Source organism: Ruegeria sp. HKCCD6647-2 (assembly GCF_057221075.1).
In genome coordinates this window covers 370,859-385,895 of sequence record NZ_JBWVBD010000005.1, presented here as the reverse complement: position 1 = coordinate 385,895, position 15,037 = coordinate 370,859, and the positions used below count along the sequence as shown (strand labels likewise).

General features: G+C 58.6%; 12 protein-coding genes. 8 read left to right on the top strand and 4 right to left on the bottom strand.

Annotated elements, in window-relative coordinates; all coding sequences use genetic code 11:
* Positions 1 to 80 precede the first annotated feature (80 nt).
* The 3 genes from AC2TDJ_RS15770 (at position 81) to AC2TDJ_RS15760 (ending at position 3,028) form a co-directional block, all read left to right on the top strand.
* Positions 81 to 437 carry a VOC family protein gene (locus AC2TDJ_RS15770; protein WP_480843550.1) on the top strand — a complete coding sequence of 119 codons (357 nt, stop codon included), beginning with the start codon at positions 81 to 83 and terminating at the stop codon, positions 435 to 437.
* 107 nt (positions 438 to 544) lie between these two features.
* Positions 545 to 1,822 carry a DUF3422 family protein gene (locus AC2TDJ_RS15765; RefSeq protein ID WP_480843548.1) on the top strand — a complete coding sequence of 426 codons (1,278 nt, stop codon included), beginning with the start codon at positions 545 to 547 and terminating at the stop codon, positions 1,820 to 1,822.
* Positions 1,823 to 1,891: 69 nt separating this feature from the next.
* Positions 1,892 to 3,028: an MFS transporter gene (locus AC2TDJ_RS15760; protein ID WP_480843546.1), complete on the top strand. Its 1,137-nt coding sequence runs from the start codon at positions 1,892 to 1,894 to the stop codon at positions 3,026 to 3,028.
* 7 nt (positions 3,029 to 3,035) lie between these two features.
* Here the strand turns inward: AC2TDJ_RS15760 and AC2TDJ_RS15755 are convergent, their stop codons facing one another.
* The 3 genes from AC2TDJ_RS15755 to AC2TDJ_RS15745 all read right to left on the bottom strand — a co-directional run bounded on the left by AC2TDJ_RS15755 (position 3,036) and on the right by AC2TDJ_RS15745 (position 6,817).
* Positions 3,036 to 4,016 carry an ABC transporter permease gene (locus tag AC2TDJ_RS15755; protein WP_480843544.1) on the bottom strand — a complete coding sequence of 327 codons (981 nt, stop codon included), beginning with the start codon at positions 4,014 to 4,016 and terminating at the stop codon, positions 3,036 to 3,038.
* On the bottom strand, positions 4,009 to 5,016 hold the full coding sequence (locus AC2TDJ_RS15750; RefSeq protein ID WP_480843542.1) for an ABC transporter permease: 1,008 nt from the start codon (positions 5,014 to 5,016) through the stop codon (positions 4,009 to 4,011). The genes AC2TDJ_RS15755 and AC2TDJ_RS15750 overlap by 8 nt, the downstream gene beginning before the upstream one ends.
* A gap of 94 nt (positions 5,017 to 5,110) precedes the next feature.
* Positions 5,111 to 6,817, bottom strand: coding sequence for a peptide ABC transporter substrate-binding protein (locus AC2TDJ_RS15745; RefSeq protein ID WP_480843541.1), 1,707 nt, complete (start codon positions 6,815 to 6,817; stop codon positions 5,111 to 5,113).
* 285 nt (positions 6,818 to 7,102) lie between these two features.
* On the opposite strand from AC2TDJ_RS15745, the gene AC2TDJ_RS15740 reads away from it, so the two are divergent.
* From AC2TDJ_RS15740 to AC2TDJ_RS15720, 5 genes are read left to right on the top strand one after another with little or no spacing between them, the layout of a single operon-like run.
* Positions 7,103 to 8,923 carry an ABC transporter ATP-binding protein gene (locus AC2TDJ_RS15740; protein WP_480843539.1) on the top strand — a complete coding sequence of 607 codons (1,821 nt, stop codon included), beginning with the start codon at positions 7,103 to 7,105 and terminating at the stop codon, positions 8,921 to 8,923.
* Positions 8,924 to 8,928: 5 nt separating this feature from the next.
* Positions 8,929 to 10,095, top strand: coding sequence for an acetylornithine deacetylase (gene argE / locus AC2TDJ_RS15735; RefSeq protein WP_480843537.1), 1,167 nt, complete (start codon positions 8,929 to 8,931; stop codon positions 10,093 to 10,095).
* Between the two features lie 25 nt (positions 10,096 to 10,120).
* Positions 10,121 to 11,287, top strand: a complete 1,167-nt coding sequence (locus AC2TDJ_RS15730; RefSeq protein ID WP_480843536.1) for a M20 aminoacylase family protein — start codon at positions 10,121 to 10,123, stop codon at positions 11,285 to 11,287.
* 15 nt (positions 11,288 to 11,302) lie between these two features.
* Entirely contained in the window at positions 11,303 to 12,466 is a 1,164-nt protein-coding gene (locus AC2TDJ_RS15725; protein ID WP_480843534.1) for a M20 aminoacylase family protein, read from the top strand.
* Positions 12,467 to 12,483: 17 nt separating this feature from the next.
* A complete protein-coding gene (locus AC2TDJ_RS15720; protein ID WP_480843532.1) occupies positions 12,484 to 13,647 on the top strand; it encodes a M20 aminoacylase family protein in 1,164 nt (387 codons plus the stop codon).
* 64 nt (positions 13,648 to 13,711) lie between these two features.
* On the opposite strand, the gene AC2TDJ_RS15715 is transcribed toward AC2TDJ_RS15720, so the two are convergent.
* Positions 13,712 to 15,037: a 3-deoxy-D-manno-octulosonic acid transferase gene (locus tag AC2TDJ_RS15715; protein WP_480843530.1), complete on the bottom strand. Its 1,326-nt coding sequence runs from the start codon at positions 15,035 to 15,037 to the stop codon at positions 13,712 to 13,714.

Sequence of the window (15,037 nt, the reverse complement as noted above, 5' to 3'; positions counted from 1 at the left end):
GCCAGATATCACGACAAAAGGCGCCCCACTTGGGCGCCTTTTCTGTTTTTGCTGTACCCTGAAGTCACAGGAGGTGACGTATGGAGAAAGTCAACGGTATTGGCGGCCTGTTCTTCCGCGCCAAAGATCCGAAGGCATTGAGTGCATGGTACGAAAAACACCTGGGCGTTAATCACTACGATCCGGTGCCCTGGAAGCAACGTGAAGGGTACACCGTTTTTGCCCCCTTTGCGCAGGATACCGAGTATTTCGGGCGACCGGAACAGCAGTGGATGATCAATTTTCGGGTCGACGACATGGGCGCTATGATCACTCAGCTCGAAGAGGCCGGGATCCAGGTTGAAACCCGCGCAGAGTGGGACAGCGAGATCGGAAAATTCGCCCGTATTCACGATCCGGAAGGGAATCCAATAGAACTCTGGCAACCAAATCAATGAGATAGCGAGCTTGTATACCGATGTATCCTTGTAAGTATATGAAATAAAAAGATAATTGATGTATTGCATATGTGTCGTATAGTGCGCCGGACGAAGCGGAGCCCCAAATGACGCCAATAGACGACCATCCCCTGCGCTATGCGCTGGCCAATGAACTGCACGCGCGCCCTTTCCCGGTGGCGACAATGCCGTGCACGGTGGTCTTTCTGGCAATCAAGAAGCCGGAAGCCGCTGTTGCGCGGGATCGCAGCGAAGATCTGGCGCACCTGATCAACCTGCTGGATCGTCACGGTGCGCAACACCCTCAGCCGGATGCCACGCACTACGCCGGTCAAATCGGGCGCCATTGGCTAAAGTGGGAGCAACATACCGAGTTCGTCACCTACACCGCGATTGCCCAGAACGTGAGTGATCGCGCGTTCAATCCGGCCGATTTCGAAGTCTTTCCGCCCGATTGGCTGATGGCAAGCCCGGGTCAGCGGGTCACGTCGGCTATGGTGCGCGTGATTGAACGCGAAAGTGACGAGGCGGTTAAATCCAAACTGCTGGCTTGGTTCGAACCGGAAAGCCTCGCGGTGGCCCGAGTACTGGATGATACCGCCGTATGTGCCAGCGATTTTCGTATCGACCCGGCGGGCCATATGCGCTTTGCGTTGTTTGTGACCGAAGGCACAGGCGAACGCAGGACGGGCCGGATCGTCCAGCGCCTGTGCGAAATCGAAACCTATAAAGCGATGTCAATGTTGGGGTTCGCGCGCGTCAAACAACTGATGCCGCGTATAGGGGAGTTGGACGGGCAATTGACCCGATTGATGGGGCAGATGACCGACAACTCGGCGCAGCCTGACGCGTTGTTACAAGATCTGTTGTCGACTTCCATCGAACTCGAAACACTCTCGGCTCAGTGCTCTTTCCGGTTCGGAGCCACTGGTGCCTATGAAGCCATCGTCAACCAGCGGATCGAGGTTCTTCGTGAAGAGCGGTTTCAGGGCGGCCAGAACTTTGCCGATTTCATGATGCGTCGATACGACCCTGCGATCCGTACTGTAAAATCCACGGAACGCCGCCTGCAAGCACTGTCCGACCGGGCCATCCGAGCGGGAGAGTTGCTGCGAACGCGTGTGGATGTGGAACGCAGCGCTCAAAACCAGGCTTTGCTGGAAAGCATGGACCGACGCGCCGACCTTGCCCTGCGCCTGCAGCACACGGTCGAAGGGTTGTCGGTGGTTGCTATCAGTTACTATGCGGTCTCATTGGTTAGCTATTTGCTTTATCCGGTCACGCAAGTCGGGATCAGCAAAGGCATGTTGACGGCCGCGGTAACGATCCCGGTGGTACTGGGCGTCTGGTATGGGGTTCGGCAAATTCGAAAGCGGTTGGCATAAACGCCGTTTGCCAATCTCTGCGAGGTCTGTAGAACAGGCGTCGTTTGGCGGATTTCATGAGGATCTTCCGTGATCAGCATTGTGGCCGCATGGCGGGCTGTCGCTGCCATGTTCATCCTGAACGGTGCGCTGTTCGGTATCTGGGCGTCGCGTATCCCGGCCGTCCGTGACCGGCTGGACCTGACTCACGAGGCGCTGGGTTATGGCCTGCTGTTCATGGCCGCAGGGGCCGTATGCTCGTTTCCGATCACGGGGCGGCTGACGGACCGCTTCGGTGCAGTGGCCATCACGCGTGTGGTCGCGGTTCTTTACACGTTCTCTCTGATATTGCTGGCCTTGGCGGGTGGCTTCTGGGCCTTGGCTGCATTCCTGTTCATCTTTGGTGCCTTTCACGGCTCGATGGACGTAGCGATGAATGCGTGGGCAGCAGAGGTCGAGCGCACCTATGACAAGCCAGTCATGTCCTCGTTTCACGCAATGTGGAGCCTAGGGGCCGGGTTGGGGGCGCTCAGCGGGTATGCGGCTGTTCAGATGGGCCTGGCAGTGATCAGCCACTTTCTGCTGGCTGGGAGTATTGTCGTCGCGCTCGCCCTTGCCTTGTCCTGGGTTCGCTGGACATCGCGACGGTCCGAACTGTCAAAAGGATCGGTCTTTGCATTGCCATCCGGTGCATTGGTTCTGGTCGGGCTTACTGCCCTGTGCGGGGCTCTTGGCGAAGGCGCAGTTGCGGATTGGAGCGCGATATTTCTGCGTGATGTCACCGGCGCGGCAGAGAGCGTGGCCGCATTGGGATACGCCATCTTTTCGGTCACGATGGTGTCGTTCCGCCTTGCAGGCGGAGTGCTCATCGCTCGATTTGGGCCGGTCGCAACGGCCAGGTTCGGTGGTGTATGTGCTGCGCTGGGTGTGCTTTGCGTCGTCTCCACCGCAACTCCGCTGCTGGCTTTGGCCGGATTTGCACTTATGGGTGTGGGTTATGCCGTGATCATGCCGCTGGCGTTCAGCCGCTCGGCAAGTGATCCGGACGTTCCGCCTGGGCAGGCCATCGCGAGTGTTGCTACTCTGGGATACGGCGGATTACTAATCGGGCCGCCGCTGATTGGAATCTTGGCCGAGGTGCTGACCTTGCGGCTGGCCTTTGCAATCCTCTTGCCGTTGGCCATCCTGATCGTGGTTTTAGCCGGCGCGCTGCGGCACGCCGACTGAGTTTTCTTCAACGCCCGCGAATGCGCGGATCCAGTGCATCACGCAAGCCATCGCCGAGATAGTTGACGCTCAGCACGGTCAACGAGATAGCAAGGCCGGGCCAGAACACGCGTTCCGGGTATTGTTGCAGATAATCGACGCCGTCGAATAGCAAACGCCCCCAGGTCGGGAAATCCGGCGGGAAACCGAGGCCGAGGAAGGACAAAGCGCTTTCGGTGATGATCGCCGTGGCGATGCCCAGCGTTGCGGAAACCATGATTGGCGATAGCACGTTGGGAAGGATGTGGCGCGTAATGATTTGCGAGTTGCTGGTGCCGATGGACCGGGCGGCCAGAACGAACTCACGCTCCTTGATGGCCAGCACATCGCCGCGCACGATCCGTGCCGTCGGCATCCACGATGTGATCCCGATGGCGCAGACGATCAGGATGAAAATCCCGCGCTCCAGTCCGAAGGCAGCGGACAAAGGCTCGCGGAACAGCAGCATCATGACCAGCAGAAGTGGCAGCAAGGGCAGGGCCAGGAACAGGTCGGTCAGGCGCATCAGTGGGCCGTCCAGCCTCCGGAAGAACCCGGCCAGAACCCCAATGAGCGAGCCCAGTAGCAGCGCCAGAAGCATCGCGGTGATGCCCACCGAAACCGAGGTTTGCCCGCCCGACATCATCCGCGCCAGGATATCGCGGCCCAGTTGGTCGGTCCCGAACGGGTGCGTCCAGCTTGGCCCCTGATTGCGCGCGCGAATGTCGATCTGCGTGGGATCAATGCTCCAGAGATACGGTCCCAGATAAACGCCGGCGACAATGAAGATGAACAGGATCGCCCCGATCATCGCTCCTTTGTGAGTCTTGAACTGGTCCCAGACGTCGCGCCATTGGCTGCGGGGCGGGGTGGCCAGTTCCTCCATCACGTCAGTGGTTGGCAGAGCGGTCGAAGCGGGGGCCAGACCTTCGTCGGGGACCAGGGAATCCGTGCGATCATGATCAGTCATAGCGAATCCTCGGGTCCAGAATGCCATACAGAACGTCTGCGATCAGGTTGAACAGCACGATGAGTACGGCAAAGATGAAGGTCAGGGTTTGCACCATCGGAAGGTCATTGGCCTGAATGGCACCGATCAGCAACTGGCCAATACCGTTCACCTTGAACACCTGCTCGGTGATGATGGCACCGCCGAAGATGGCTGGGATACCCAGCGCGATCACGGTGACCACGGGAATCATCGAGTTTCGCAGCACGTGAACCATGACCACGGTGTATTCACTCAGCCCCTTGGCGCGGGCGGTTCGGACGTAATCCTGATTTAGGTTGTCCAGCATCGAGGCACGCATGAACCGGCTGAGCTGCGCGGTGATCTGAAGCGCCAAGACCATGACCGGCATGATCATCTGCTTCAATTGCACCACGAAGCTGTCCCAATCATTCACCACATGCGTAGTGTCATAGATTGACGGAAACCAGCCTAGCTGAACCGAGAAGATCACGATCACCAGTACGCCCGAGAAGAAGGGCGGAACCGAGAATCCGACCATCGACACAAAGGTTCCCATCTGATCGAACCAGGAATACTGGCGATAAGCCGAATAGATGCCGATGGGCAGGGCGATCAGGATGGCGACCACATAGGCGGTGCCAACAACCCACAGGGTCTGCGGGATACGCTGAACCACGATGTCCATGACGGGCGAGCGGGTCTGCCACGAAATCACGCGCAGGTCACCTTCGGAGAAAGTCGTGCCAAAGATATGGTCGATCAGAACCTGCGGTTCGATCCAGAAGAACTGCACGATCCATTTCCAGAACCGGATATGCATCGGCTGACCGAGGCCAAGGGCCTCGCGCATCTTCTCTTTGACTTCGGGGGGAACGGTGAGCGGTACCTGCGCCATCGGATCGCCAGGTGCGAATTCGAGGAGCAGGAAGATGACGAGGCTGATGAACAGCAGTGTTGGAACTGCCAGGATCAGTCGTCTGATCGTAAAGTTGAGCATTAAGAGGCGCCTTTATATGCGTCTTCTTGTTGGTGGAATGTGCGAAAATCCGCGCCCCGAAAGGGATCGGGGCGCGGCTTTGCAAGCTTTACGCTTAGGAACCGGTTTTACGGTACCAGTCAGCGATGTTCCACAGTTCGCTGTCCCAGACGTTCAGGACAACACCACCCAGCGTGTTCGAATGCGCCGACAGACGGCCACGGTGTACCAGCGGGATCATGCCGCCGTTCTGAACCATGATGTCGTTCAGCTGCTTCGCGATCTCGGCGCGCTGCTCAAGACCGGCGGTCTCGGCCAGCTGACCGTGCAGCTTGTCGAACTCCTCGTTGCAGAAGCGGCTGATGTTTTCGCCCTGCCACTGCGTATCGGGACGCGGAGCCTTGTCGCACAGGCCGTTGCCCAGATAGGACTGCGGGTCAGTGCCGTTGAAGGTGTTGGCGTACATCTCGACGTCGGCGTAGAACTTCTGGAAGGTGTCGGGCGAGCCCGGGTCACCGCCGAAGAAGACCGATGCGTTGATGTTGCGCAGCTCGGTTTCGATGCCGATCTGGCTCCACCATTCCTTGATCAGCGCCTGGAAGTCCTGACGAACGGCGTTGGTCGAGGTCTGGTAGACGATTTTCAGCGGAACGCCGTCTTTTTCACGAACGCCGTCGCCGTTGGTGTCGACAATGCCTGCATCGTCCAGCAGTTTCTTCGCGCCTTCGATATCCTGCGTGTCGCAGGTCATCGTTGTCGAGTTGAACGCAGCCGGGGCCGGAACCCAGTTACAAGTGACCTTACCGGCCTGCCCGTAGCCGATTTCCACCAGCAGCGGACGGTCGATGGCCAATGACATCGCCTTGTAGACAGCCGGATCGGTCAGGAACGGATGCGGATGCGCAGCGGTCGAACGCTCGCCTTCCGGCAGATCGGGCGACGGGTTGGTCTGGTTCAGCATGAGGCGCTCGACCAGCGGACCGAAGCCTGCGACCGGGGTGCCTTTGCCGCCCTCCTGCATCTGCGCGATTACTTCAGGCGCCAACTGCAGGTTCCAGGCATAGTCGAACTCGCCGGTTTCCATGACGGCGCGGCCCGCAGCGGTTGCATCGCCGCCGCCTTTGAAGGTCACGGTGGCAAAGGCCGGTTTGTTCGGATCACGGTAGTTGTCATTGGCCTTGAAAGTGATCACGTCGTTCGGCTTGAACTCGGTGACGACAAACGGGCCGGTGCCGATCGGGTTGAAGTTCTGCTCGGTACATTCAGGAGCTTTCGCGCCCACGCAATCCGCGAACTGTGCGGCCTGAATGATCGGGCTTTCACCACCAACGAACGGGCCGTAGGGGAAAGGAGTCGGCGCATCGAACGTAACTTTGACGGTCATGTCATCCACGGCCTCGACCGAAGTTACGCCTTCGAACTTGGTCACCTGCGCGCAACCGCCTTCGGGGTGCATGCAGTAATCCGCGGTGAATTTCACGTCGGCCGATGTGAACGGCGTACCGTCCGACCAGGTGATTCCAGGTGCGATTTTCCAGGTGATCGAAGTCAGGTCTTCGCTGACGCCACCATTTTCAACGGTCGGAATCTCGGCGGCCAGATAGGGCACCATGTTGCCATCCTGGTCGTACCGGGCCAGAGGCTCGATCACCAGCGAGGCCGATTCCACATCCTTGGTGCCACCCGACAGGAACGGGTTCAGAATCGAAGGCGCCTGCCAGTAGATGATGCTGACATTGCCGTCCGATCCGCGCTCGGCAAAGGCCATCGGGGCCATAGCCGTGCTGGCAATCGCACCAAGCAAAAGGGTTTTGATTTTCATCATACACTCCATGTTGGACACGTGCGTGTCTCGATTATTTCCGCAAGGCCTGCGGACTAGGCGTTGCCGCGTTTGGGTGTAAGGCGCTGAATTGAAACGTAAATGCAATCTACGCTTCGTCAAATCCGTCCTCTCCCAAATACGGTTACGCGGCGTATCGAAACAGAGTTTCCGAAAATTGCAAGCCTTGCCGCAGCGAAATCCTGCAATGGGTTTGACTTTTCCCGCCTCGGCGACTTAGCGTTTGGCAACCAAAAAACATAAGCCGCCAAGGGGAGCGTGCACGTGCTGGATCAGCCAATTGCCCAGATCAAGAAACTTCGGGTCGAATTTCAAACCAAGGACGGGCCCGTGGTCGGGGTCGAAGACGTCTCGTTCGAGGTGAAGCCGGGGGAAACCGTTTGCATCGTTGGCGAATCGGGCTCGGGCAAGTCTGTTTCCTCTCTTTCGCTGATGCGGCTGGTCGAGTTCGGCGGCGGCGAAATCGCAGGTGGTCAATTGCTGTTCGACCGGCGCGATGGCGAAGAGATGGATCTGTCCAAGGCCGATCAGGATCTGATGAAACAGATTCGGGGTAACGAGATCGGAATGATCTTTCAGGAGCCGATGACGGCGCTGAACCCGGTGTTCACGGTCGGTCGGCAACTGACGGAAGGTTTGCGAATCCACAAGGATATGAACAAAACCGATGCCGAGGCGCGGGCGCTTGAACTGTTGCGTCAGGTCCGCATACCCGAGCCCGAACGACGCCTGAAGCAATATCCACATGAATTGTCCGGCGGGATGCGCCAGCGCGTAGTGATCGCGATGGCCATGGCGTGTGAGCCGCGTCTGCTGATCGCAGACGAACCGACAACCGCACTGGACGTCACCATTCAGGCCGAGATTCTGGCCCTGATGGACCGGCTCAAGCGGGAAACCGGCACGGCGGTTATGTTCATCACCCATGACATGGCGGTGGTTGCTCAAATGGCTGACCGCGTTGTGGTCATGTTCCGCGGCAACAAGGTCGAAGAAGGTACGGTCAACGAAATCTTTGAGAACCCGCAGCATGAATACACCAAGGCCCTGCTGGCGGCGGTGCCGAAACTGGGAGAGATGCAGGGCAAATCTGCGCCCGAACCAATGAAACTGCTGGGTGTCGAAGGTCAAAAGATCGCGCCCATTCCGGGCACCGAAGATGTGCTGTTAACCGTCAAGAACCTGACCACACGCTTCGCGGTCAAAGGCGGGTTGCTGCGGCGGACCATTTCCAACGTGCACGCGGTCGAGGATGTCTCGTTCACGCTGAACAAGGGGCAGACGCTAAGCCTAGTGGGTGAGTCCGGGTGCGGAAAGTCTTCGGCGGGGCGTTCGATCCTGCGGTTGGTCGAGCCGATGTCGGGCGAGGTCAACCTGGACGGGCTTGATATCATGAAGCTGGATCAGGCCGGTCTGCGCAAGGCGCGGCTGGACATGCAGATGATATTTCAGGATCCATTCGCTTCGCTGAACCCGCAGATGCAACTGGTCGACCAGGTCGCCGAACCGATGCGCAACTATGGAGTGGCATCGGGGTCAGAGCTGCAGGACCGTGTTGCGCAACTGTTTGAAAAGGTGCAGCTGCCGCGCAGTTTCATGCGCCGATTCCCGCACGAAATGTCGGGCGGCCAGCGTCAGCGGATCGCAATTGCGCGCGCCCTGGCCCTGAATCCCAAGCTGATCATTGCGGATGAAGCCGTGTCGGCCCTGGACGTATCAGTGCAGGCACAGGTTTTGAACCTGATGATGGAACTGCAGGCAGAGCTTGGCCTCAGCTATCTGTTCATCAGCCATGATATGGCGGTGGTTGAACGGGTCAGCCATCACGTGGGTGTTATGTATCTGGGGCGGATCGTTGAACTTGGCCCGCGCGCGCGGGTTTTCGAGAACCCGCAGCACCCGTACACGCAGGCGCTGATGAAGGCCGTTCCGATCGCTGATCCGAACAAACGCAAATCGGAAAAAGACTTGAATTTCAAACCGATCCCATCACCAATTCATCCAATCGGCTACAAGCCGGAACCATCTGAATACCGCGAAGTCGAACCGGGCCATTTTATCCTGACCACTGACAGCGGGTATTGATCAGAATGTCAGTACGCCTGACTCCGCTTGAGATCATGACCAAGTTGATCTCATTCCCGACAGTCAGCCGCGTCAGCAACCTGCCGCTGATTGATTGGGTCGAAGATTATCTGCGCGACCACGGGATCGAAGCGCATCGCTGGCCCGACCCGGACCAACCGCACAAGGCTGCTCTGTATGCCCATGTCGGGCCCTGGGAAGAGGGCGCAGTTGTCCTGTCGGGACATACGGACGTTGTGCCAGTAGATGGACAGCCATGGGACACGGATCCGTTCACGGTCACTGAGGAGGGCGGCAAGTATTTCGGCCGCGGCACCTGCGACATGAAGGGATTCGATGCGCTGGCGATCTGGGCACTGGTCGAAGCGCACCACTTCGGCGTCAAACGCCCGCTGCAACTTGCGCTGAGCTTTGACGAAGAGGTTGGATGCACCGGCGCCCCTCCGATGATCAAGGCAATGCAGGGGGTGGTGCCAAAGGGCTCGGCCGTGATCGTTGGCGAGCCGTCGATGATGCAGGCCGTCACGGGCCACAAAGGTGGCTTTGGCTACGATACCCATGTGGTCGGATTTGAGGTTCACAGCTCGATCATGCACACTGGTGTGAACGCGATCATGGAAGCGGCACCACTGATCGATTGGGCGAATGAACAGAACGCCAAGAACAGGGCCGCCCAACCCAGCGAAATCGCGGCCATTTTCAACCCGCCCTGGACCACTTGTCATGTCGGCATGATCGAAGGTGGTACTGCCCATAACATCACCGCCAAGGATTGCCGTTTCATGATGGATTTCAGGGTGGTGCCCGGCGAAGCTGCTTCGGATTGGCGTAAGGCCTATATGGAGCGCGTCGAGGCGGCCGAGGCCCGGATGCAGGCCGTCCACCTGGAGGCGCGCATCGAAGTTGCTGAAACCTTCGCGGTTCCTGCTTTGGTCCCGGAAAAGAATGGCGAGGCCGAGGCATTGGTGCGATCTTTGACCGGCGACAACGCCACTCACGTGGTCAGTTATGGAACCGAGGCCGGGCAATTTCAGGAGGCCGGGTATTCAGCGGTGATCTGCGGGCCCGGTGATATCGCGCAGGCCCATCAGCCAAACGAATTCATCACCATCGCGCAATTCAACGAAGGCCAGAAATTCATGGAACGCCTGGTACAGAGGTTGTCTCAGTAACCAGCCTGTCAGGAGGAGATCAAAGATGCCCGTCAAGAACCGACTTGCCGAAATGCATGGTGAGATCACCAAATGGCGCCGTCATCTGCATGCGCATCCTGAGCTGATGTATGACGTACATGAGACTGCAGGGTTTGTTGTGGAACGGCTCAAAGATTTCGGGGTCGACGAGATCACTCCGGGCATCGGCAAAACCGGTGTGGTGGCCGTGATCCGTGGGCGAGAGGATTCGAGCGGTCGAGTGATCGGCTTGCGTGCCGACATGGACGCTTTGCCCATCGAAGAAGCAACCGGGGTAGAGTATGCCTCGACCGTTTCGGGCAAGATGCACGCCTGCGGACATGACGGCCACACCTCGATGCTGCTGGGCGCTGCGCAATATCTGGCCGAGACGCGGAATTTCGACGGGACTGTGGTTCTGATCTTTCAACCGGCTGAAGAAGGTGGCGCCGGCGGATTGGCCATGTGTCAGGATGGCCTGATGGAACGCTGGGGTATTCAGGAAGTCTACGGCATGCACAACATGCCGGGACTTCCGGTTGGAGAGTTCGCGATCCGGCCCGGTGCTCTGCTGGCGTCCTCCGATGAGTTCGAGATTGTCGTGACCGGCAAAGGGGGGCATGCGGCGGCACCCCATGATGCCGTCGACACAACGCTTGTGGCGTCGCATATTGTCGTGGCTTTGCAATCGGTTGTGTCGCGCACCGTCGATCCGATCAAACGCGTTGTATTGACCGTTGGGACGTTTGAAACCGACAGCGTCGCCTCAAATGTCATCGCCCACACCGTAAGGTTGCAAGGGACTGTCAGGACACTTGATCCGGAGTACCGCTCGATTGCCGAAGTGCGCGTGCGACGGATTGCCGAGGACACAGCCTCGGCCTTTGGTGCGTCTGCTCAGGTGACATGGACACCCGGCTATCCGGTTACCGTGAACTCGGAAGCTGAAACCAACTACGCCTCCGAGGCCGCGCAGGCCGTGGCAGGCAAGGTCAACGACAACACCGATCCGATCATGCCGTCAGAAGATTTCGCCTACATGCTTGAAGAACGGCCCGGAGCCTACATCTTTATCGGGAACGGGGACACGGCCATGTGCCACCACCCGGAATACAATTTCGACGACGACGCCATTCCTGCAGGGTGCAGCTGGTTCGCTGAGCTCGTGGAACGACGATTGCCCGTCGCCTAAATCAGGGAGAATGACATGCCGATCAAGAACCGCCTTGCAGAGATGCACGAAGAAATCACCGGTTGGCGGCGTGACATTCATCAACACCCCGAGATCCTGTATGACACCCAACGCACGAGTGCGCTGGTAGCGGAAAAGCTGAAAGAGTTCGGCTGCGATGAAGTTGTGACCGGGATCGGGCGCACCGGTGTCGTGGGCGTCATCAAAGGCAAGACCGATACTCAGGGCCGCGTGATCGGGTTGCGCGCGGATATGGATGCGCTGCCAATGCAGGAACAGACTGGCCTGGAATATGCATCCAAAACCGACGGTGCGATGCACGCCTGCGGGCACGACGGGCATACCGCCATGGTTCTTGGCGCTGCAAAATACCTGGCCGAAACTCGGAACTTTGATGGCACAGCCGTGGTGATCTTCCAGCCCGCCGAAGAAGGTGGAAACGGCGCTGAAGCGATGTGCAAGGACGGTTTGATGGATCGTTTCGGCATTCAGGAAGTCTATGCCATGCACAACGTACCGGGTGTGCCCACCGGCCACTTTGCCATTCGGTCCGGGCCTTTGCTGGCGGCAGCGGATGAATTTGACATTCATCTGGAAGGACACGGCGGGCACGCGGCGAAACCGCATGATACTGTCGATACCACTGTGATGTTGTCTCAGCTGATCGTTGCGTTGCAGACAATCGTGTCGCGCAATACCGACCCGACATTGCAGGCCGTTCTGTCCGTAACGTCAGTGGAGACTTCGTCCAAGGCATTCAACGTGATCCCGCAATCTGCGCAGATACGCGGTACCGTGCGCACGCATTCCAATGAAATGCGCGATTTGATCGAAATGCGGCTGAAAGAGGTTGTGCCTGGTATTGCAGAAACCTTCGGCGGAACTGCCAAAGTTGGCTATACCCGTGGTGTACCAGTGACGATCAATGCCGAAAAACAAACAGGTTACGCAGCCGAGGCTGCAATCTCCGTCGGTGGCAGTTGCGATCAGGCTCCGATGGTTATGGGGGGCGAGGATTTCTCGTTCATGTTGGAAGAACGCCCCGGCGCCTTCATTGTGCTCGGCAATGGAGACAGTGCCGGGCTGCACCACCCAGAATACAATTTCAATGACGAAATCATCCCGATGGGATGTTCGTGGTTTGCTGAAATGGTCGAGCGCCGGATGCCGGCTGCTTGAGTGAGGAGAGAGAAGAGATGCCAGTCAAGAACCGCTTTGCCGAGCTGCAGGACGAAATCACCGCGTGGCGGCAGGATATTCACGAAAACCCAGAAATTCTGTTTGAAACCCATCGCACCAGTGCGCTGGTCGCCGACAAACTAAAAGAATTCGGTTGCGACGAGGTTGTAACTGGCATTGGCCGCACCGGTGTCGTGGGCGTCATCAAAGGCAAGACCGACACCAAAGGCAAGGTCATCGGTTTGCGCGCCGATATGGATGCGCTGCCGATTCATGAGGCGACCGGGCTGGACTATGCCTCGAAAACCGATGGGGCAATGCACGCCTGCGGTCATGATGGGCATACGGCGATGTTGCTGGGCGCGGCCAAGTATCTGTCCGAAACACGCAATTTCGACGGCACTGTTGTGGTCATCTTCCAGCCCGCTGAAGAAGGCGGCGGTGGGGGCCGCGAGATGTGTGAAGACGGGATGATGGAACGCTGGAACATCCAGGAGGTCTATGGGATGCACAACTGGCCCGGCAAGCCGGTCGGCAGTTTCTCGATCCGGCCCGGTTCGTTCTTTGCGGCAACCGATCAGTTCGATATCACCTTCGAAGGACGAGGTGGTCATGCCGCGAAACCTCATGAAACGGTGGATACCACGATCATCGCGGCCAAAGCCGTGCTGGCATTGCAGACCATCGCGTCGCGAAACGCAGATCCGATCGATCAGGTTGTGGTTTCGGTGACGTCCTTCGAGACCTCTTCAAAGGCGTTCAACGTCATACCGCAGACAGTTCAGATCAAGGGCACCGTCCGCACCATGAGCAAAGAGATGCGTGATCTGGCCGAGAAGCGGATCAACGAGATTTGCAACGGCATTGCCGCGACTTTCGGAGGTGCGGCGGATGTGACGTATATCCGCGGCTACCCGGTCATGGTGAACAGTGAAGAGCAGACCGAATTCGCGGCCAAGGTCGCGCGGTCGGTCTCTGGTGATTGCGAAGTGGCACCCCTGGTGATGGGGGGCGAGGATTTCGCCTTCATGCTGGAAGAGCGCCCGGGCGCCTATATCCTGGTGGGCAATGGTGACACTGCGATGGTCCATCACCCGGAGTATAACTTTAACGACGAGGCGATCCCTGCCGGCTGTAGTTGGTGGGCTGAGATCGTTGAACAGCGGATGCCAGCGGCTTGAAACTTGTGCAGGTAGGGGGCTCTGCCCCCGCCGCGCCTTGCGGCGCGACTCCCCCGGGATATTTTTAGCCAGATGAAGCAGGATCCGATTGCGTGGTCAGGTCCAGCGACTGACAAAGCGTGTCGATTACGTCGTCCAGCGCCGATTTCTGGGTGTTGACGCAAGATTTGGCAGCTTCGCGCGCCGCAGTGAGCGCGTTTTCATTTGATAGCCAAAGGGCCACGGCTTCGGTCAGCTCGGCGGCGGAGCGGGCTTCGACGGCTCCGCCGGTTTCAATCAGCGGCGCGAAGGTTTCGGCGAAGTTGAAATAGCCGGATCCGGTAATGACAGCGGCGCCTGCCTGAGCTGGTTCAAAAGGGTTATGGCCGCCAATGTCCCTTAGGGAACCGCCCAGAAAAACAATCGGGCAAAGGGCATACCAGGTGCCCAGTTCCCCCAGCGTATCCGCGACATAGACCTGTGTTTGTGTTGTGATGGGCTGGCCATCGCTTCGCAGTGCGCTGGTCAATCCTGCCGTTGCGATAAGGTTTGTAACGTCGCTGCGGCGCTCGGGGTGGCGCGGGATCAGGAACAGCAGCAGCTCCGGCCAGCGGCAAAGCAATTCGGCGTGGGCGGCCAGAACGGTTTCTTCTTCGCCTGCGTGCGTCGAGCTCGCGATCCAGACCGGACGGTTTGCAATCTGGGTGCCGATATCGGTCAGTGTCTTTTCATCGACCGGCAGCGGGTCGGACATGGACTTGAGGTTGGTTCCGGGCCGCACGCGATCGGTCGGAGCACCCATGGACAGAAGATTGGCCGCCGTTTGCTTGTTTTGGGTCAGGAATACCCGAAACTGGTTCAGAATGAAGCGTGCGGTTTTGGGCCGTTTTTTCCACCCGGTGACGGATTTCTCGGACAGGCGCGCATTCAGCAATGCCAGGGGAATACCCCGCTTTGCGCTTTCCACGATCAGCCGAGGCCAGATTTCGCTTTCGACAAAAACACCAGCATTCGGTTTCCAGTGATCCAGGAAGCGGCGCACCGGGCCTGCGGTGTCCAATGGCGGGTACTGGTGCCGTGTACGCGGCGGCAGGCGCTTTTCGATCAGCGTGGCTGACGTGGGTGTGCCTGAGGTGATGAGGAACTCGGCATCCGGTAGCCTTTTCGCCAGTCGCCTGATCAGGCTGAGGACCGAGAGGCTTTCACCAACACTGGCGGCGTGAAACCAGATCAGGCGGCCGTTCGGGCGGGGCGCACTGGCATGGCCCAGCCGTTCGCGTTGCCGCTGCGGGGGAACCTCTGCCGCCTCAAGCTTGTTGCGCACCGTTCGCCAAGCCAGCGGTGACAACAGAGAGGTCGCGGCGCAGTAGGTTTTGTAGATCAGCGTCGGACGCGTGTCCCTTGCGGGCAT

Bases quoted from the DNA above. Each gene is read 5' to 3' on its own strand.
- AC2TDJ_RS15770 (WP_480843550.1), top strand. From the start codon at position 81: ATGGAGAAAGTCAACGGTATTGGCGGCCTGTTCTTCCGCGCCAAAGAT.
- AC2TDJ_RS15765 (WP_480843548.1), top strand. From the start codon at position 545: ATGACGCCAATAGACGACCATCCCCTGCGCTATGCGCTGGCCAATGAA.
- AC2TDJ_RS15755 (WP_480843544.1), bottom strand. From the start codon at position 4,016: ATGACTGATCATGATCGCACGGATTCCCTGGTCCCCGACGAAGGTCTG.
- AC2TDJ_RS15750 (WP_480843542.1), bottom strand. From the start codon at position 5,016: ATGCTCAACTTTACGATCAGACGACTGATCCTGGCAGTTCCAACACTG.
- AC2TDJ_RS15745 (WP_480843541.1), bottom strand. From the start codon at position 6,817: ATGAAAATCAAAACCCTTTTGCTTGGTGCGATTGCCAGCACGGCTATG.
- argE (WP_480843537.1), top strand. From the start codon at position 8,929: ATGTCAGTACGCCTGACTCCGCTTGAGATCATGACCAAGTTGATCTCA.
- AC2TDJ_RS15730 (WP_480843536.1), top strand. From the start codon at position 10,121: ATGCCCGTCAAGAACCGACTTGCCGAAATGCATGGTGAGATCACCAAA.
- AC2TDJ_RS15725 (WP_480843534.1), top strand. From the start codon at position 11,303: ATGCCGATCAAGAACCGCCTTGCAGAGATGCACGAAGAAATCACCGGT.
- AC2TDJ_RS15720 (WP_480843532.1), top strand. From the start codon at position 12,484: ATGCCAGTCAAGAACCGCTTTGCCGAGCTGCAGGACGAAATCACCGCG.
- AC2TDJ_RS15715 (WP_480843530.1), bottom strand. From the start codon at position 15,037: ATGCCCGCAAGGGACACGCGTCCGACGCTGATCTACAAAACCTACTGC.